13 protein-coding genes are annotated in these 20,375 nt (G+C 54.3%); 10 read left to right on the top strand and 3 right to left on the bottom strand.

The features are described 5' to 3' along the window. Positions 1-132: 132 nt before the first annotated feature. Together J9777_RS13895 and J9777_RS13890 are read right to left on the bottom strand one after the other, a co-directional pair. Entirely contained in the window at positions 133-3,288 is a 3,156-nt protein-coding gene (locus J9777_RS13895; RefSeq protein ID WP_209349387.1) for a TonB-dependent receptor, read from the bottom strand. A 318-nt stretch (positions 3,289-3,606) separates the two neighbouring features. Continuing rightward, positions 3,607-6,603, bottom strand: a complete 2,997-nt coding sequence (locus J9777_RS13890; RefSeq protein WP_209349386.1) for a TonB-dependent receptor — start codon at positions 6,601-6,603, stop codon at positions 3,607-3,609. A gap of 164 nt (positions 6,604-6,767) precedes the next feature. Here J9777_RS13890 and J9777_RS13885 point away from each other — a divergent pair, with 164 nt between their 5' ends. Further along, positions 6,768-8,009 (top strand): Nramp family divalent metal transporter, encoded by a 1,242-nt coding sequence (locus J9777_RS13885; protein ID WP_209349385.1) that lies wholly within the window; start codon positions 6,768-6,770, stop codon positions 8,007-8,009. 4 nt (positions 8,010-8,013) lie between these two features. Continuing rightward, positions 8,014-9,201 (top strand): mannonate dehydratase, encoded by a 1,188-nt coding sequence (gene uxuA, locus J9777_RS13880; protein WP_209349384.1) that lies wholly within the window; start codon positions 8,014-8,016, stop codon positions 9,199-9,201. 113 nt (positions 9,202-9,314) lie between these two features. Here uxuA and J9777_RS13875 read toward each other — a convergent pair whose 3' ends face one another. Next, positions 9,315-10,994, bottom strand: coding sequence for a glycosyl hydrolase family 28-related protein (locus J9777_RS13875; RefSeq protein ID WP_209349383.1), 1,680 nt, complete (start codon positions 10,992-10,994; stop codon positions 9,315-9,317). A 154-nt stretch (positions 10,995-11,148) separates the two neighbouring features. Between J9777_RS13875 and J9777_RS13870 the strand changes: the two genes are divergently transcribed. The 8 genes from J9777_RS13870 to kduD all read left to right on the top strand — a co-directional run bounded on the left by J9777_RS13870 (position 11,149) and on the right by kduD (position 20,168). Further along, positions 11,149-13,998, top strand: a complete 2,850-nt coding sequence (locus J9777_RS13870) for a TonB-dependent receptor (protein ID WP_209349382.1) — start codon at positions 11,149-11,151, stop codon at positions 13,996-13,998. A gap of 26 nt (positions 13,999-14,024) precedes the next feature. After that, positions 14,025-14,807: a 2-keto-4-pentenoate hydratase gene (locus J9777_RS13865; protein ID WP_209349381.1), complete on the top strand. Its 783-nt coding sequence runs from the start codon at positions 14,025-14,027 to the stop codon at positions 14,805-14,807. Between the two features lie 50 nt (positions 14,808-14,857). After that, positions 14,858-15,808: a TRAP transporter substrate-binding protein gene (locus tag J9777_RS13860; protein ID WP_209349380.1), complete on the top strand. Its 951-nt coding sequence runs from the start codon at positions 14,858-14,860 to the stop codon at positions 15,806-15,808. Continuing rightward, positions 15,808-16,275 carry a TRAP transporter small permease gene (locus J9777_RS13855; protein WP_209349379.1) on the top strand — a complete coding sequence of 156 codons (468 nt, stop codon included), beginning with the start codon at positions 15,808-15,810 and terminating at the stop codon, positions 16,273-16,275. Before J9777_RS13860 ends, J9777_RS13855 begins: the two co-directional genes overlap by 1 nt. Further along, on the top strand, positions 16,275-17,552 hold the full coding sequence (locus J9777_RS13850) for a TRAP transporter large permease (protein ID WP_209349378.1): 1,278 nt from the start codon (positions 16,275-16,277) through the stop codon (positions 17,550-17,552). Before J9777_RS13855 ends, J9777_RS13850 begins: the two co-directional genes overlap by 1 nt. 65 nt (positions 17,553-17,617) lie before the next feature. Next, the gene (locus tag J9777_RS13845) at positions 17,618-18,637 is read left to right on the top strand and encodes a LacI family DNA-binding transcriptional regulator (RefSeq protein ID WP_209349377.1); all 1,020 of its coding nucleotides are present in this window, start codon (positions 17,618-17,620) and stop codon (positions 18,635-18,637) included. A 105-nt stretch (positions 18,638-18,742) separates the two neighbouring features. Beyond that, positions 18,743-19,375, top strand: a complete 633-nt coding sequence (locus J9777_RS13840) for an RpiB/LacA/LacB family sugar-phosphate isomerase (RefSeq protein ID WP_209349376.1) — start codon at positions 18,743-18,745, stop codon at positions 19,373-19,375. 34 nt (positions 19,376-19,409) lie between these two features. Continuing rightward, positions 19,410-20,168 carry a 2-dehydro-3-deoxy-D-gluconate 5-dehydrogenase KduD gene (gene kduD, locus J9777_RS13835; RefSeq protein ID WP_209349375.1) on the top strand — a complete coding sequence of 253 codons (759 nt, stop codon included), beginning with the start codon at positions 19,410-19,412 and terminating at the stop codon, positions 20,166-20,168. The last annotated feature ends 207 nt before the right edge of the window (positions 20,169-20,375 follow it).

Here is a 20,375-nt window from a genome sequence, read left to right as displayed (position 1 = left end):
TCTCTTTGTGCTCATGCCGCACGTCACCCCTCAGAAAAAACATCTATGCCAATTTCCTAGCCGAAATGCTTTAATTTATCCAGTCGAGAAGGTTGGCTGGCGGCACTCGGTGGAGCGGCCGCCAGCCAAAGCTCAGAATTTGAAGCGAAGACCTGCGAAGTAACGCGGACCGTAGACCAGAACCTGCCCCAGATCATCCGGTGCTCCGCGGAAGTCGGTGCGGGGATTATCGAACAGGTTGAGCCCTTCAAGTGAGAACCGAACATTGTCGGTCAGCTTGATCGTGGCACGCGCCTCAAACACATTCACATCGTCGGTGTACCGGATGCGCCCCGGCGTACCAATGAACTGCTGGAAATAGTTGCTGCGGTACTTGTAGACGCCCTGCAGATCGATCGGACCAAGCTGGTAATATACCTGAGCCGACAAAACATGCTTGGAGAAACCAAACAGGTTTGCCGGAGCAATGATGCCAGGGCTTGTGGTGGTTGTGCCATCATCATTGACCCGAGTAATCGCACCCAGCGTATCGTCCTCAAATTCGAAATCGGAGTCAGCGTAGTTATAGCTCAGCTTAAATCCGAGACCATCAAGTGGCGCGGGTAGATAGCTGAAGCGGTGGGCCGCGGTGATCTCCAGACCGTAAATGGTGCTGGTCTGGTCACTCACATTCGCAGTGGTGACCAGGACGTTGAGATCCTGGCCGTCGACCGTAAAGGTCTCGAATTGACCGACAGTCTCAAATCCACCGTTGAAGCTCTTGTAGTAGGCATTGAAAGCCAGAATGGTGTCGTCGTTCGGATACCACTCGAGGCCCGCATCGAAGTTCCATGACAGCAGCGGATCTGTGAACGGATTACCGGTGGCATTTGCCGTACCGACAATTTCACCAATACTCGTCGCGTCATCGCTATCATCCGTCGATCCGGTGAACGTCCGCCCAGAACTCAAATCCGATGGATCAGGGCGAGAGAGCGCACGATAGACCGCAAAGCGACCAAGCAGATCGGGCTGGAATTCGGCAACCGCATTGAAGCTTGGCAGGAACTCTGTGTATGAATTCCTGGCAGTGGTAGGCACAATATTGCCATTATCCTGAGTGATCGAAACCGTCCCGTCAGCAGCGGTCACCGAAGACAAGGTCCCACGGAAGCCATCGGAAATGACCGACGTTCCGACCACCCTTAGCCCAGCATTGCCTCGCAACGGAACATTGCCCAGATCAGTATCGAAATTTGCCTGGCCGTAGAGCGCCCAAGAACGTTCTCTGACTTCCGAATTCTGGATCGAGTCAAATTCACCATCTGGAAACACAACATTGCCATCGGCATCAAACTGAACGCCTTGGGGATCTTCACGCTCAAGCACTCGAACAATGCAACGCGCATCGAAGGTCGCAAACGAGTTTGCAGTACCAATGACGTTACCCGCATCATCAACGTTGGTCACAAGAGGGTTTCCTCCGGAAATTGCCGACAAGAAGTCGGTTTCTGGGAATGGTGTCCGGCACTCTTGGTTGGCTGCCGCCAATGCACCCGTTACGGGAGTTTGATCATAGCCCGTAAATTCAAATCGCGAGAAACCTCTCGTCGCATTGGAACCACCAGGAGTGCTTGAATAGAAAAGCTCTTGATACCGGGCACCTGCCATGAACGTCGAGAAGAATCCGTTTAGTTCATACTCAACATCGCCGCGAACAGCCCAAACTTCGTTGACCCGGTTCTGGTCGAGGTCAATGCGGAGACGCGCGTCGCCAGCAAACAGATTATGATCTGTGACGTCGAAGTTCTGAACAATAAAGTTCACACCTTGCGATCCATTCTGGAAGATTTGCGTCAGCGTCTCCACCCGGTCACGATTGGTGTCACCGTTGTCCTCGGTCACTTCAACAAGGACCCGATCGCCATTTGCATCGAAAGTGCCCAAGATTGATCCGACACTATCGGTTCTGAAGCGAGCCTGTATCTGCTGCTCAATGCGCGCTGTGCGTGAATAAGAGGCATCCAACGAAATCTTTAACCGGTCAGAAACTTGCGCATCCAGCGCCAAGCCGCCGCCATAATATTCTTCGTCACGCTCCAGATATTCACTACCCGCCTCAACGCGCGTTTCGTTAGTGAACAAGCGAAGAGCACCTGAATCCGTGGTGATCAAATTATCGCCGAGACCAAGATCGGCAGCAATGTTATTAAGGTCGCCATCCGGAGTGATCCGGCGCCCCTCAGAGAAAATGAGATCGCTGCGCTGCTCGCGGAAAAGCCGTTTCGAATATTGGAAGTCGGCATTGATATCGACATCGGACGATGGCTTGTACTGAATCGCACCAAAGAATGCGTCGCGATTATCGTCGGTGATATTTGACCGGAACGAGTAGCTGTTACGGGCAATTGCGAACGGCTCTTGACCAGCGAAGATAGAGCCAAGAGCATTGATACCACTTGTGTCGGTATCGCAATTGTCCTCGTGGACAATGCCGTCATTCTCAGCATCCAGGGCCGGATTGAAAGAGCAGGCTCGAATTGTGTTGGAAACACCGTTCTCTTGTTCAGGGTTGTTAGAGTCACGACGCTCGTATCCAAGCGAAATGCCGAGCTCACCATCACCGACATTGAATTGGTCCACGTAGCTCAGCGAGCCGCGATAGCCGAACTTGTTGAAGCGCTGATCGGGATCGATGTTGAGATTGTTAGGATTGATCTCAGCCTTAACCTCGCCTTGGATACGGCGCTTACCGTAGTCCAATGGCCTGACTGTTTCGAGCACGATCTGGCCAGCGACACCACCCTCAATATAGCGCGCAGATTGCGTCTTGTAGATGCCAACCTTGCTGAACAGTTCGGAAGGGAATTGGCTGAAATTGACCGACCGGTCGCCGCTGCCATTGGTGGCGACGCGCCCATTGATGACCGTCGAACCAAGGAAAGGGCCAAGGCCGCGAATGGAAATCTCCGTCGCACCACCTTGCTCTCGGTGCGAACCGGCACCAGTCAGCGTTTCAAGGGCCTCACCAATAGAAAGTGCCGGGATATCGCCGATCTCATCAGCCGAAAGAGCATCGAAAACCTCAACCGAGTCGCGCTTCTCTTCAATCGAGTTTTGAATTGTGCTGCGGATACCAGAAACGACGATCGGATCATCATCTTCAACTGCCGCCTCCGCCGGATCAGAATCCTGCGCGGCAACCACGGACGGCATCGCGAGCGCAGACACAGCCGCGCCAGTCATCAACGCTTTGAGAAAACGAGTTTGACGCAACTGAGCGTCACCAAAACGGCCATTCTTTGACATTCAATCCTCCCATTGGATCTAATTTTCCCTTGGGATAGACCACAGGCCCATTATGTCAACCTGACCATCATACCTATTTTTAGAATTGGTCTGAAATTTTGCCAGACCATAAATTATGTTGCCGATGAGCATCGGTCACCGAGTGACTCGCCGTTCTTGTTGGCGGACTGAACCGAAACAAAAAATGGCCCACCAGCTCTTTGGGAGTAAGAGCGGACAGGCCATTCTATGGTCTAACCATCACGCCCCCAGCGTGACAGCCGACTGACAGTTGGATCACAGCGGCGATCACATCATGACCACCGCTGTGTATTTTGATTAGAAGCTAACCGACGCGCCAAATGTAATCCGGCGATCCGGCAGACCTTGGAAACACAACAGAGCGCCCGAGTTCACACAAGATTGTGTAATCTTGGATTTCGTCAGGTTAACGCCCTCAACACCGATGTTGATATTGTCTGTCACATCATAGTTGATGCTGCCGTTGAGCTGGCCTCTGGATTCAGTGACAACCGGGAAACCGATCGTACTACCGAGGCTCGCACCAGCGGCGGTATCCAGCGTACGGAACGCATCACGCCAAGTGTAACGCAGGCGGGCTGACAGACCATACTTATCATAGAACAACGTTGCGTTGTAAGCATGAGGTGAGAAGTCCAGCAAACCCTGCACCCGGGTGAACGGTCCAGTAAGGCCACTGCTCGATTCAAGGATTTCCGTACCGCGGCTATCCGCATCCGAAGTGTTCGTAAGCGTACCGCCACTGAACTCCTGATACGTATAGTTAGCAATCACACCGAAGCCCGATGCGAAGCCGAGTGTATCCTCAAAACTGGAGAGGTCGTACTGGAAAGCAACTTCGATACCAGTTTGCGATGTCGTGCCAGGGTCGTTGACGATTGTTTGGATAGGAACACACAAACCATTGCCCGGTACATTCGACAGAACGTTACGATCTGGAAGCGGGTTGAAAATACCGCCGCCTTCGCATGGGTCTGTGATGTCACGGAAGCCATTGGCATCCAATGCAGCCGCTTCTTCCTGAGTTACGAACAGGTTGGTGCGATCCTTATGGAACACGCCGACGCTGAATACCGCTGCCGGTGCAAAATACCAGCTGAGCGAGGCATCGTATGACGTCACCGTCTCAGGCGCCAAGTTCGGATTACCGATATTCACGGCGTTGTTCGGACCGGTTGGGAAGTTCACCGAAAGCGACAGATCGTTAAAGTCCGGACGATTAATGTCTTCGCCGAAGCTTGCACGGAACACGATATCGTCGCTGACATCAGCGATCACGTTAATCCGAGGCATAAACTCAGAGTAGCTACCAGTTGAATTAAGCGGAGTTACCACACCAGCAGCAACACCGTTGCCCAGCGATTGAATGCTCGTGTCTACCCACCGAGCGCCGACATTACCGCGAACGGGACCGAACTCGAAATTCAGCTGACCGTAAAGCGCATGCGTCTTCTCGGTGATCTCGAAGGAAGCGGTCGGGTCAAAGCTTGGGTCGTTGATAGAGCCATTGGTTGTCGCAAGCGCGGCCTGCAATGTATCCAAGGTACCATCTGGATCATCAAATGCCGCATCTGGATCAACAACGAGGAAGTTGCGGAAAGCCAGTGTCCGGCCATCTGCAGCATCAAAGTTGTTTGGTCCCGGGACGAGGAGTCCTGCGAACAAAGAACCACTTGGGCTGTTTGCGATCGCGCCGGTGCCAAATGTAGAACGGATTTGATCGAAGCGAGTCGAGGTCTTGTTGTAGCGGTAACCCACATCAACCGAAGTGATGAAGCCGAGGCTCTCATAGGTGTCGTAAGACAGATCGATACGAGCCGCATCTTCACGATTCTCGGTCGCATTGCGGCTCGCCGTGATCGCATCCAGCACCGTGTTGGCCGGATTCAGCAAGTCAGCGACGGTTGGCGCGAATGGTGAGGCAAAATCAACGCCAAATGTCAGCGCGCCGCCCGAAAGATCGTAGATGAACGGGACGCTATTGTCGTTGCTCACTCCGTCGAGAGGCGTGAGCGGGTTGGGGTTGATGAAGTTCAGCGTCGTGCTGAGGTTAGGATTGGTCGTGTCGGATTCTGTGATCGATCCTTCTACACGAACAGTCAGGTCACCAGTTTCCCACTCGGTACCGAGGCGGTAAACTTGTGTGGTCGTCAAACGCGCACCTGTATCGCTTGAGAAGCGAAGGTTCGGATCATCATCATCGCGCGCCAGATTTGGCTGGATTGTGCCGGTAAGCGCTGCTTCGATGCTTCCCAGATTCACACCGCTAAGTGATCCGAAGTTGACCGTCTCAAAAGTGTCTGGAACGTTGTTGAAACGCAGCGAACTAACGCCAGAACCCTGGATCCGCGAACTATCCTGGCGACGCTCTTGATCGTTATAGATCATGTCGAAGAAGAAGTTCAGATTGTCGCTAGGCTCGAACTCCAAAGTACCTGAGAAGTTGATCGTCTCGTATTCGAAATTCTCAAGTTCCTGATTGAGGAATTGAATGCCGAGATAATCGAAGTTTGGCCCAGGAGCGCCAGCAGCGGTAACGCCGCCGTCGGTGGTCTCGATCAACGTATCGCGGTCAACACGAGGGCGGAATGATGTAGCTTCCTGCTCAGCATAGCTTGCAGCAAGCACAAGGCCGATCCGGCCGCCGCCTACATCCCAGTTGTCGCCGAAGCTACCGGAGAACCTCGGAGTAACGCTATCAGACAGCTCGCTATATTCGCCTTGAGCCCTGAATGTCAGAACGCGATCGCTCAGATCGAGCGGGCGGATAGTGCGCAGATTGACTGTACCGCCCACAGAACCTTCGGTGGTGGCAGCGGTTGGCGCCTTAGTGACTTCAACCGAAGCGATGATCGCTGCGTTGATGTCCTCAAAGCTGATGCCGCCGCGGCCCGTTCCCGAACCCACGGTGCCAACGCCGTTGATTTCAACGCGGTTGTCATTGGTACCACGGATCTGAACCCCTGAACCAACGCCAGCGCGGCGTGTAATTTGCACACCTGTTACGTTCTCAAGAACTTCAGCCAAGTTTTGGTCAGGCAGCTTACCGATATCTTCGGCCTGAATAACCTCGACCAAGCTTTCAGCGTTCCGCTTCTCGCCGAGCGCGCTTTGCAGCGAGCTACGAATACCGGTGACAACAATAATGTCCTCACCAGCTTCAGCGGACGAATCGGCCGCACCTTGCTGATCCTGCGCGTGAGCAACGCCAGGTACAGCCAGCGCCAACACGGCTGTACCAACCATAAATTTAGTGAAACGACGAGAATTCCCGCCTGCTGCGAACTTAGACATACACCCCTCCCTTAAGGCTCATTTCTTATTACTATTTCGAGACTCGATAATACCTAGCCCAAATTTGTCAACCGGAGAGCTATACCTTTGTTGATTTTTCTGTCATACCAATTTGTATGTAGGGGTTAAGGCAGCCGGAGAATGCGGCTAATGGGGGCAGTGATATGAAAAGCAGGCTTGCACTTTTTCTACCGGGCATTTTCTTGCTCGGTTTCAATATTGGGACCGGCAGCGTCACAACGATGGCCAAAGCCGGCGCCACATACGGCATGTCCCTACTGTGGACCGTGCTCATCTCCTGCGCGGCAACCTATGTGATGATTACCGCCTACGGCCGGTATACGCTTGTCACCGGGGAAACCGCCCTTCAGGCATTTCGCAAACATATCCATCCTTCTGTGGGCATATTCTTCATCCTAGCGCTAACCGCAGGCGTAAGTGGCAGCGTCATGGGTGTGATGGGAATCGTTGCCGAGATCAGTTTCGAATGGTCCAAGGGCTTTGTCGATGGAGGCATAAAACCCCTCTGGTGGGCGTCATTCTTCATTGCCCTAGTCTACTTCATCTTCTGGAATGGCCGCACCCAAGTCTTCGAACGTGCGTTGGCGGTTATCGTGGCGATCATGGCCGCGAGCTTTGTCATCAACTTTTTCATTATGATGCCACCGCCAATGGATATTGCGAGTGGGCTTATCCCTTCGGTCCCAGAGGTAGCGGCAAGCGAAATCGGCGGACAGGGACCGCTGCTGCTCATCGCATCGATGGTCGGCACAACATTGTTCTCCGGCCTGTTCATCATTCGCACCACGCTGGTGAAGGAGGCAGGTTGGACCATCGCCGATAACGTGCAGCAACGCCGTGATGCGCTGTTCGCGGTGACTATGATGTTCGTCATCAGCGCGGCGATCATGGCGGCAGCTGCGGGAACGCTTTTCGCCGAAGGCATAGGGCTAGACCGTCCCTCTCAAATGATCACTTTGCTGGAGCCGCTCGCCGGTCCCTTCGCCGTCTCGATCTTTGCAATTGGTATAGTTGCTGCCGGTGTTTCGTCCCAATTCCCCAATGTGCTGATGCTGCCATGGCTGCTGTGCGACTATCAAAACTCCGATCGCGAGATGACGCTACCCAAATACCGGATCATGGTGTTTTTCATCTCGCTGCTGGGGTTGGTTGTGCCGCTGTTCGACGCAAGGCCGGTAATCGTGATGATTGTATCGCAGGCGTTCAACGTCGTACTTCTGCCAGCAACGGTGGCGTGCATACTCTATCTGAGCAACAAGACCGAATTGATAGGTACACATCGAAACGGCGTTCTTACCAATGTCTGCTTGTTCGCAATTTTGCTGTTCTCACTTGTGACCAGCTATATGGGTGTTCAAGGCCTATTGGCGATGATCGAGGGTTAGCAGCATGAGAGAATCATGGCGATGGTTCGGGCCGAACGACCCAGTCAGTCTGGCAGACATACGGCAGACCGGCGCGACCGATATTGTCAGCGCTTTACACGACATACCAATCGGCGAAGCGTGGTCCGACGAGGCAGTCCGGGCGCACAAAGCGCTGGTCGAAGAATATAATGATACGATGGCACCGCTGCATTGGACTGTAGTCGAGAGCATCCCTGTCCATGACGATATCAAGCTTGCCGCTCCCGGGCATGAGGCATACGTCGAAAACTGGATAACCTCACTACGCAATCTGGCGGCCGAGGGCATCACAACGATTTGTTACAATTTTATGCCGGTGATTGATTGGACACGGACGGACCTCAAATTCCCACTGCCAAACGGGGCTTATGCCTTACGGTTTGATCAAGACAAATTTGCGGCTTTCGACCTGTTTATCTTGCGGCGCGAGAACGCTACAGGTGACTATACCGAAAGCGATATCGCGCGTGCGCGGAAAGTGTTCGAGCGGTTGACCGTCGAAGAGCGGACAAGCCTAACGCAGACCATTATCGCAGGACTTCCTGGCAAGATGACAGATGCCTACTCGCTCGATGATTTTCGGGCAGCACTGGGGCGATATAAGGAAGTGGATCACGCTAAGCTAAGAGCGAACCTGTTCGCGTTTCTGGCGAAGATTTTACCTCATGCCGAGGAGCTTGACATTAAGCTAGCGATCCACCCGGATGACCCGCCATGGGATATGTTTGGCCTTCCGCGTGTTATCTGCACGCCTGACGATCTCGACAAGCTATTCAGCGCGCTACCCAGCCCTGCCAACGGGATCACCCTGTGCGTCGGGACCTATGGCAGCCGTCCCGACAACAATCTGCCCGAAATGGCCCGCGACTATGCGGAGCGGATCCACTTCGCGCATCTGCGCGGCGTAACCCGCGACCCGCAAGAGCAGCGCTCGTTCTATGAGGCCGGTCATCTGGATAGTGATATCGATATGGTCCGCGTCATCCGGCATCTGCTAGAAAACGAACAAGCACTCGGTCGTGAAATTTTCATCCGCCCCGATCACGGCCACCTGATGATGGACGACGTAAAACGCACCAGCAATCCCGGTTATTCAGCGATTGGGAGAATGAAGGGCCTCGCAGAGATCCGAGGCGTTGTAACCGCCATCTCATCGACCGTAGCGGAATAAGCGGCTTCCAGCGGCGAGGTTTCGCGGATCGAGTCCTACGCAACTACCCGTTCACGAAACGCCGAGCTTAGATCAATGACGAAGCATATTCTCGCCGAACGATAAAAATTGCGTCATCGGCGATCTTCATCGCGAGTACGTTGATTGAGCTGATATTCGTAAAGCGAAGGCACGCCGGTGACCTTCTTGTTCATCGATTCCACATAGGGCTGTGGCCGGTGGTCGAGGACGATCTCACGATTGCCATGCATGCCAATTACGCGCGCATCGGGTCCCTCAGAGCCGCCCAGAATGACGACTTGCTCGTCCGGTCCAACGCCCCCTTCGACGATGACCTTTACGTTCCATGCGGTATTGAACCGGCCGTGGCCGGGCTGCCAATATCCAGCACCGCCGGCCTTATAGAGATCGTATAGTTGTTCGCCGTCGTCGCTCGTTTGATCGGGGGTGAGATGCACCGTCACATTGTCGTAGAGATTCTGGTGGTTGGCACCAGCGTGTTGATCAAGCGTGGGCGTCTGCCAAACTGTTGAGTTGGTGTAGACAGACTTGGTCGCTAGCGTGTTGAAACTAAGCGAGTGCTCGGTCGGATTGAATACGTTGAGACCGTCAATCAGCACATTGTGCACATTGCCAACATGGACGCTGTAATGCGCCTTGTGATCACCCTCGGTCACAATATTCGCGATCGTCACATTGGCGATGTCATCTGTCAGAATGCCGCTGTCGCTGTCTTTAATGCGGACATTACGGATCCAGCCGTTGTGAACGCCAGTGAAGTACACTCCATTATAGCCTGCTTCGTTATGATGTCCGAAATAGGGGTTGTCCGGAAATTCTAGCGCGAAATCCTGCAGCCCGACATTTTTGAGGTGATCCCAGCGCGCGAAATTCGCTGGGAGTTCGGCACTGATATCATGCAGCAGTGGATCAGCAATGGTTACGCGGCCGCCATCAATCGCAAGTATCTCTGTCGCCTGCCGCACCAGCGGGCGCTCGGGCAGTTCCCAGTGGCGACTGCCCACTTTCAAGTCGGTATCGCCATACAGCGATTTGATCAGAGGACCATTCGGTCCAGCGCGATTGTGCCAATTTATCTGAAGAACTTGGCCCACCGACAATGCACTGGTGTCTGCGACCACCAATTCACGTGTGCCGCGCGTACCAGTTTGGATATCTGCAAGCACATCGATGGGCCGGTCGTACCGTTCGATATAGGTTGCATGGCGTCCCTCCGGAACACGTGTCCAGATAAAGCCGGCACTCCAGCTATATTCGGAGAACAGCACATCCAAATTCATGTCTTCGATGCGCTCGTATTTGTTCTCTTCCGATAGATACTGACGGATTTCTGTGAGCGCCCCGTCATCATCAATCTGGTTGAGCGGACGCGGCATATGCAGCGTGGTTCCGCCATCGCCCATACCAATTCCGGACAGCACGATTCCGCTCTTCTCGATCCAGAGAATTTCGCTCAGTAAATAGCGACCAGCATGCATCTGCACGCGCACGGGTCCGTCTTCCTTATGTGCTGCGGCCAGTGCCGCCTTCAGCGCTACACTGTCATCCTTGCCATCATCGGGTACAGCACCGAAGTCCGCAACATCAATGACATTATCGATCTTCGGAATTGGCTCCGTTCCGAATCCATACCCCGCATAGGAGAAGTCCGGGAGATATGTGTCCGATCCGCCACTATCCGAAGTCAGGATTTCGGGTATTTCCTGCGCAGTCAACGGATTGCAGACGAACAAGGCGGTCAATGCCAATCCGCAAAACCTATTGTATTTCATAGTCATAATCCGAACCCGTATCCTCTTCCCGATACACTTATCATCTTTTTCAATTTGAGTATTGACCTCCAATGGCACCGGTGTCAATTATTTAGGTAACCGGTGTCAATTAGGCGACTGACAGCGCTAGAAGAACCGGTAATGGGAGAGAGATATGACAAATTCTACGGGTGCGTTGCCGCAAAAATCCGACCCAGGATCGTGCTCCGGCAAGACGGCTTTCCGGCTCGCACTGCTTGCTTCGGCCATAACCATCGCACTGCCAAATACGACTTTTGCACAGGACCAGGTTGAGCCGGATGATCAATTGGCGGAAGGTGAGGACATCGTAGTCACCGGCCAGATCGGCAGAACAATTGAAAACTCGCTTGAAACTAAGCGCAATCTTGGCGTGATCGGCGATGCGATTGTTGGCGATGATATTGGCGACCTTCCCGATCTATCGGTTGCCGAGACTTTGGAGCGAGTTGTCGGCGTGACGTCGGATCGGTTCAAAGGTGGCGCTTCGGAACTATCTGTTCGCGGTCTGGGTGCATTTCTCGGATCGTCTTATCTCAACGGACGCGAAATCTCTTCCGGTAGTGACGGGCGCGATGTCAATTTCGGTCAGTTCCCGTCCGAGCTTATCAATGGCGCGATCGTCTACAAATCGCAGCAGGCCAGCTTCATCGAAGGCGGCGTCTCAGGCATCATTGAACTACAAACGCTTAAGCCACTCGATTATGGCAAGCGGAGACTGCAAATTCAGGCGCTGGGTGGTTACAGCGACTACGAAGATCGCGTCACCGACGGCGATCCCCTTAACTACCGCGTGACCGCATCTTACGTCGATCAGTTCCAACTGGGTGACGGCGAATTAGGCATTGCCATTGGCGGTCAAATCCGCCGTGACACGGCGCCGGAAGATATCTTCACCAGCAGTTCCACCTACCGCCCCTGCAATACGATCGAAGGTATCGATCAAAGCAATAATTGCGCTTTTGATACCGATGCTGCCGGCAATCCGACCGGTGCCTCCGATACGTACTTTGTGTCCAATCAGTACATCTATCGCGCGATGCAAACGGAGGCTGACCGCGATGCAGTGATGGCAACGATCCAACTGAAACCGTCATCCAATTTTGAAGTCATTCTCGATGCGCAATACTCATACCGCGATGATATCGAGGAGCGCGGCAATCTGGTCATTGCCGATGGCCGCCGCGATATTGCGCCGATTGAAATTTCACCGACAGGTGCATTGCTTGCCTGGAGCGGCGAAACCCGGTTAGAGAACCAGTCGGTATGGCGCCAACGGACCGAAGAATATATCGGCCTTGGTTCCAATATCGCGTGGAGTTCCGGTCCGCTGAATCTTGTCGCGGATTTCTCTTACTCCCAGACCCAGCGCCGTCAGGACGAACTGGATATGCGCATCCGAACCAACAGCCGAGTATTGTACGAGATTGATCGCCGTGGAACCAACATTCCGAACTTGACGCTGACCGATGTGTCGGCGGTGGAGAACAATACCGGTCTGGCTTTCGATCTCGACAACCATGATCTCTACAACAACGGTGCGCGTGCGCGTCGCCGCCTTGAAAATGTCGATGATGGCATTTTCGCGGTGCGGTTGGATGCAACCTACGAGACCGATGGGTTCTTTGAGTCATTCCAAGCTGGATTCCGCTATGCAAATCGCCAACGCGTGCAAGACGACGGTATCGATTCCACGCTACCGCTGCTCGCGGGCAATTATGCCAGCGACGGTGCAATCGCTGCCCGCCGCGACGGCTTCCTTGTCGAAGATCTGTTTAGAGGTGACGAGAACACGAATGCGCGAGGTCTCACCTTTGCCACTTGGGATGCGCGGGCATTGTTCACGGCGCTCACCGGCGATATCAATGCCGGCGTGCCCGCTTCGGGTGTCTCAACACTGTCTACGCAGGACACTGATGTTACCGAGAAGACCTATGCCGGGTATGTGCAGGCGAATTTCGACTCAATGATGTTCGGAGTGCCAGCACGTGGCAATATTGGCTTTCGCGGCGTCAAAACGGACCTGGCATCGATTGGCGTTAGCTCGGCACTTGTGACCAGCCCGGGGCCGGATCCCGATACCATCACAATTACCGAAGTCGGCGCGCCGATCATCAATGCGGAGCGCAACTCGTTCTGGAACTGGTTGCCGAGCGCGAACTTGGTTCTCGAGCTTGGCGATGACAAATTGCTCCGCTTGGCAGCGTATCGTGCCATTGCACGGCCCGATCAGTTGAACTTGTCGGCGGCGTTGAATTTTGACGACACCGCCGACCTTGGTGATCTCGGATCGATCGTTAGCGCCAGCGGCAACCCGTTCTTGGAACCGCTTACGTCTTGGAACGGTGATGTTTCATTCGAATGGTATGTAGCGCCGACCACCTCATTTGCCGTCGCAGCCTACGCTAAGCAATTGCAGACAGGTTTCCGGACTGATGTCACGCCGTTGACGCTCAATGTCGACGGAGCGCCTACCGAAGTCATCGTTGGTCGTACCGTGAACTCCGGCGAAAAAAGCCGGCTGCTCGGGTTTGAAGTCAACGCGCAGCACAAGTTTGACTTCGGACTGGGCTTCCAGCTCAGCTACAACTTCGCGGACTCCGATTTCGAGTTCGAGGATCCGATTGTCGTCAGCGGCAATGCACTGTCAGATTTTACGGAACCTGCGAACATTCCGGGCTATTCGAAGCATACCGCGAACGCGACTGTGTTTTACGAAGCGGATTGGTTCAGCACGCGGCTGGCATACAAATGGCGGTCCAGCTACTTCAAGCCATTCCGGACCAGTTCGAACCGTTTTACCGAGGATCAAGGCTTCCTCGATTTCTCGCTCAATATCGATATTGTTGACGGCGTGCAGGCCAGGTTCCAAGCTCTGAACATTCTTGATGAGCCGAACATCTTCTACCGTCCGACCGGCGACAGTCTTGCCCAAGCAGATTACTCTGGACGGCGCTATTTCGTCGGCCTTCGCGGCAAGTTCTGAGCGCAGAAAGCAGCCGGTAGAGAATAATGAGCGATAAACTGACTGTAGTGGATGAGAATCTCCGCGCGATCTCGGATACACTTACCGGAGCCCGGCGTGCAGCGAGCGCACTGCCGGGCTTTCCGGGCGATCTGCCGGAAACATTTGCACAGGCTTATGAGACGCAGCGCATCTCGCGGGGAGCTTGGGCTGACAAGGTTGCAGGCTGGAAAGTAGGCGGGGTCCCAACCGCTTTTATCGAGCATTTCAATGCAACGCGGCTGACGGGCCCAATTTTTGCTGAGTCGGTCGTGCGACCATCCGATGGCGAAGTCGCAAGAATGCCGATATTCGAAGGCGGCTTCGGAGCCATCGAACCAGAGTTTATTGTGGAGCTTGGAGAAACGCGCAGTCAGGACCGAATGTATATCGGCGCCGAAATTGCCAGTAGCCCGATCCCCGCAATCAACGATGTTGGCCCGATCGCTGTCATAAGTGATTTCGGCAACAACAATGGGATGTTGCTCGGGCCCGAAATCAAACGCTGGCAATCGATCGCACCCAATGCGGCAGTGGTGGAAACCCATATCGATGGCGAGATGATTGCCTCACGCGTGCTTGAGAGTTTTCGAGAGGATACAGGCAAGGCTCTGGCCTTCATGTTCGATCACGCGCGGGCGCACAATATCGACCTGTCGCCCGGCACCTTCGTATCCACTGGCGCAATAACGGGTGTTCATGAGGCGAAGATCGGTGCACGGTCCACATTAGATTTCGGCCAATTTGGCACACTAGAACTGATATTGACCAAAGCGGAGCCTATCGTTTGATAAATATTGGACGCAGGAAATTAATTGCTGGCGCTGCGGCGACAGGCGGGATGCTCGCGCTCGGCGGCTGCAAACCGCGCCTTTCCAACTTGCTAACCTCGGCGGATACGCATGTTCGAGACTATCCAACTGTGCAGGCGGTGGAACGTTTTGGCAAACTGCTGGAAGAACGCACTGGCGGCCGGCTCGGCCTGAAGATTTACTCGGGCGGACAACTGGGTAATGAGCGCGACACGCTGGAGATCACAACGTTCGGCGGGCTTGATTTCAATCGCGTAAATCTTGCGCCACTCAATTCCATAGAGCCGACCACGCGCGTTCCATCGCTGCCTTTTCTGTTTGAATCGACAGAACATATGCGAACCTCACTCGATAGCGAGATCGGTGATGAAATTCTCGCCACGCTGGAACGCCATGGGCTCATCGGCCTGTGCTTCTACGATTCTGGCGCACGGTCCTTTTACAACACGCGCGGCCCGATCACATCGCCGGAGGATATGCGCGGCTTGAAGTTACGCGTCCCGGGCTCTGACCTGTATGTGGCGATGGTGAAAGCGCTTGGCGCCGATGCTGTCCCTATGCCTCTGGACGAGGTCTATCAATCGCTATCGCAAGGCGTGATTGATGGCGCGGAAAACAATTGGCCATCCTTCGATATCGGGCGGCACTACGAAGTCGCACGCTATTATAGCCTGACGCGGCATTTGCTCGCGCCTGAAGCCTTTGTGATGTCCAAGATTAGCTGGGACAAATTGTCCGCAGAAGATCAGGCGGTCGTCCGCCAATCGGCCAAGGACTCAGTGCCCTATTTGCGCACACTATGGGACGCACAGGTAGAGAAAAGCATGAAGGTCATCGAAGACGCCGGGGTTGAAGTGAACGAAGTCGATCCCGCTCCATTTGCCGAAATGATGACCGATATGTGGGCTGACTTTATCGACACGGCCGAGCAGCAGGATCTGGTCGACCGGATATTGGCCATGCGCAAGGGGACAAGCTGATGCGAGTGCTTTCCGATTGGTTGGTCAAATTCGGCGCTGCTGGATTGATCCTGATGACAGCGATCATCGGCTGGCAAGTTTTCGGCCGGTTTGTGCTCAATTCCAGCCCCTCATGGTCCGAACAGGGATCAATGGTACTAATGATCTGGTACGTCTTTTTCGCCGCAGCGGCGGGTTTCCGTGAGGGCTTCCATATCCGCATCGGCCTGCTGGAAGACTCGATATCTGATGCGGCAGCGCAGAGAGTAAGATTGGTGATCAACATCGTCGTCGCTCTGTTCGGCTTGGTTTTGCTGGCTTACGGAACCCAGCTCGTGTGGCTGGTGTGGGAGTTCGTTATCCCATCGCTCGGCGTAAGCCGCGGGATCGCCTACCTTCCGATCCCATTCTGCGGTCTGCTCATCATCCTTTTTGCAGTGAATAATTTCCTGACCGAATTGCGCGGCGAGAAAGTGCAGGCCGACTGATGGAAATTCTGGTTCTTTTCGCAGTCCTGTTCCTTCTGCTCGCTCTCGGTGTTCCTGTCGCGATTGCGTTGTTTGGTGCGGCGTTGGCGACTTTTGCAGTCATCGATATTCCGTTGGTAGTCGCTGTCCAACGCATGGCGGCGGGCATCAGCGTGTTCACCCTCATGGCGATCCCGTTCTTTATCTTCGCCGGTGATCTCATGTACCGCTCCGGAATAGCCGAGCGATTGGTTCGCGTTGCTGACGCTGCCTTCGGGCGGATGCAAGGCGGGCTGGGAGTAGTCAATGTCGGCGCGTCGATGATGTTCGGCGCGGTGTCCGGTTCCGCTATCGCAAGTGCCTCGGCCATTGGATCAAGCATGGTCCCGCTGATGGAAGAGAAAGGTTACCCCAAGGATTACTCGGTCAACGTCACGGTAACCGCTGCGATTGTCGGGCTTTTGATCCCGCCATCACACAATATGATTATCTATGCCGCAGCTTCGGGTATTGGTGTCTCGATCGGCGACTTGTTCCTTGCCGGTATCATTCCGGGCATTCTAACCGGGGCTATGTTGGCGCTGACTGCTTGGATTGTCGCGAAACGGCGGGGATTGCCCAAGGGGTCGTTTCCCGGCTGGCGGCAATTCCTCCGCGCACTCGTCTACGCGATTCCTGGCCTGATGACCGGTGTGATTATTATGGGCGGCATCCTGAGCGGATTCTTCACTCCGACTGAGTCGTCCGCGATTGCGGTGATTTATACCGCGCTCGTCGGCACGTTTGTTTATCGTAGTCTTGGTTGGAAAGGCTTCACCGAAGCTGCCGCTAAGTCAGTGCGTACAGCGTCGATGGTGCTGTTTATCATCGCCGCAGCGACCGCATTCGGCTTTGCGCTGGCTTTACTCGAAGTGCCTCAGCAGCTCGGCGGGTTGATCGGATTGATGACGGACAATCCCATCATGACGCTGCTCATCATCAACGTAATGCTGCTGGTACTTGGCACATTTATGGACATGGCCCCGCTGATTGTGATTACCACACCGATCTTCTTGCCTGTGGCAATGGCGACCGGCGTGGATCCGGTGCATTTTGGAATCATTCTGATGATCAATCTCGGCATCGGCTTGGTGACACCGCCGGTCGGCTCTGTGTTGTTCGTCGGATCGGCTGTTGGAAAGATGCCCGTACCTGAAATGGTCCGCACAATTTGGCCGTTCTACCTGACCCTGATAGCCGCGCTGGTGCTCATCACATTTGTGCCAACATTGTCGATGTGGTTGCCAAGCGCATTCTGACCCTTCAATTCTCGCGCCTTTGCCGTATGGTTCACAGCGACTGAACGGGATTATGTGGGGAATTTATGAAGGCGAGCGGGAAACCGACCATCAATGATGTGGCCCGGATTGCCAAAGTCTCCAAGAAGACAGTCAGCCGGGTCATCAACAAATCGCCATTGCTCAGCGAGAAGACTCGGATTCAGGTCGAGAAAGTTATCGCCGATATCGGCTATGTACCCAATCCGCAGGCGAGAGCACTGGCATTACGTCGCAACTTCATCATTGCCGCCATTCACGACAACCCCAACGCACAATTCCTGGTCAATGTGCAGCAGGGCATTCTGGAAGGTATCGCTGGCACGGAATTTGGGCTGATGGTCGAACCTGTCGATGGCAGTTCGCCGAGCATTGTCGAGGATATTCGCGGGTTCTTGGAGCGGCAGCGTCCCTATGGAGTAGTCTTCCTGCCGCCGATTTCCGAGAACGATGAACTCGCGGAATTGTGCGATAGCTTGGGCACGAGATATGTCCGGATGGTTTCTGGCGAGCTCGACGATCCCCAGCATATCGTGATGTCAAACGACCGGGAAGCCGTTTACGAGGCCGTCAGGCATTTGATCGCCGTAGGGCACGAAAAGATCGGCTTTATCGAAGGGCCGGAATCGCTTTCGCCCGCAGAACGCCGCGCGGGTTACGAGCAAGCAATGACCGAGGCTGGGCTGCCCATCCATGACTGGATGATCGCCAAGGGTCGCTACACATTTGAATCCGGTGTGGAGGCAGGGCTTTCCTTGATTGACGGCAAAGATCGCCCGACTGCGATTTTTGCCTCAAATGATGAAATGGCAATCGGTGCTGTGATTGCAGCACGGCGCAGAGGCATCGAGATCCCACGCGGCCTTTCCATTGTCGGCTTCGATGACACGCCGCTTTCCAGCCATATCTGGCCATCGCTGACGACCGTTCGCTGGCCGATTGTGGAAATGGCAAAGGCCGCCGCGACCAAAATTATCGGCGGCGAGGACGTCGATCCGAATTTGGGCGTAGGGCTGGCCTCTACATTTATTGAACGTGGTTCGGTCGTTGCTCCGCCCCGCAGTTAGCGAGGATATTGTCCTACCAATTAACTGCTTGCATCACAAAATGACACCGGTTACCGAAATCCGCAAGGCAAGTGGACTTGCCAAACAGATAGAGAGCTAGAGATTATGAAAATTGCACTGATCAGCGAGAATAGCCAAGCGGCGAAGAATGGCATCATTCACGAGGCGTTGACTTCGGTTGCTGAGCCTTTCGGCCATGAAGTCTTCAACTACGGCATGTATACGACCGAAGATGATGCTCAGCTGACATATGTTATGAACGGCTTGCTCTCGGGTATCTTGCTGAATTCCAAAGCAGTCGATTTTGTCGTGACTGGCTGCGGAACCGGTATGGGGTCGATGCTCGCATGTAACTCAATGCCCGGCGTATTTTGCGGACTGGTGATCGATCCTACGGATGCATTCTTGTTCAACCGGATCAATGACGGCAACGCCATTTCGATGCCCTATGCCAAAGGCTTCGGCTGGGCGGCTGAATTGAACCTGCAAGATTGCTATCGCAAGCTGTTCGAAGAGGAAGGCGGCCTCGGTTATCCGACCGAACGCGCCGAGATCATGGCCAAAAACCGCGGCATACTGGCACAGCTCAAAGATGTGACTTGTCAGGATATGATGACCGTTCTGAAGAATGTTGATCAGGACCTTTTGAAAGCCGCCATCGCGGGCGAGAAATTCGAAGAATACTTCTACCTCAACTCGCAAAGCGATGAGATCAGCAGCTACCTGCGCGGCCTTTAGGGCCAACTGATACTGACCGGATCAAGGGGATATCATGGCCAACAATTACTTCGATCTTTCTGGCAAAGTTGCGCTGGTTACTGGTGCCAATACCGGGATCGGCCAGGGGATCGCTGTCGCGCTCGCGAAGGCCGGTGCCGACATCGTCTTGACCGCTCGCAGTGATCCCGACGAGACACGCCAACTGGTCGAGGCCGAAGGCGTACGTGCGCATGTTGTAATGGCGGATTTATCCACCACGGAGCCATGCGAGCGGATTGTCTCCGAAACAGTCGAAGCGTTTGGGCGGCTCGATGTTCTGGTCAATAATGCGGGAATCATCCGCCGTAACGATGCACTCGATTTCACCGAGGACGATTGGGACGCGGTGATGGACACCAATCTCAAGGTTCTGTTCTTCCTGTGCCAATCGGCGGGCCAGCAAATGGCCGATAACGGTGGTGGCAGCATCATCAATATCGCCTCCATGCTGACCTTCCAAGGCGGTATCCGCGTTGCCAGCTACACCGCATCCAAGAGCGGTGTCGGCGGGCTGACCAAGCTTCTCGCCAATGAGTGGGCAGCAAAAGGCATCAATGTGAACGCGATTGCTCCTGGCTACATTGCAACGAACAATACAGCTGCGCTTCAAGCCGACGAAGATCGCAACCGGCAGATATTGGAACGCATACCAGCGGGCCGCTGGGGCGAGCCGGGCGATATTGGCGGAGCGGCAGTATTCCTTGCCTCGGGCGCAGCAAAATATGTCCAAGGACATGTTCTGGCTGTTGATGGCGGTTGGCTGGCGAGGTGATGCTTGCTTAGCGTTCGCGGCGATGGATCGGGCCAAATTCGGAACCAAGCCTCGAGAATCGCTTCGATCTTCTTGTGTAGGAACAAAACTCCGTAGTCTCTTCCCGCTTTAGTGAGCACTCGATTGGCTCCGTCTGCTAATTCAGAGATAGCGTCGTCAAGGGCCGCAAGCGGTCTGCAAGTTGTTGGCTCGGGTCGGACAAGAAGC

It is taken from the genome of Pontixanthobacter sp. CEM42 (genome assembly GCF_017812015.1).
In the GTDB taxonomy this organism is placed as follows: domain Bacteria; phylum Pseudomonadota; class Alphaproteobacteria; order Sphingomonadales; family Sphingomonadaceae; genus Pontixanthobacter.
This window is presented reverse-complemented; position numbering and strand designations above follow the sequence as displayed.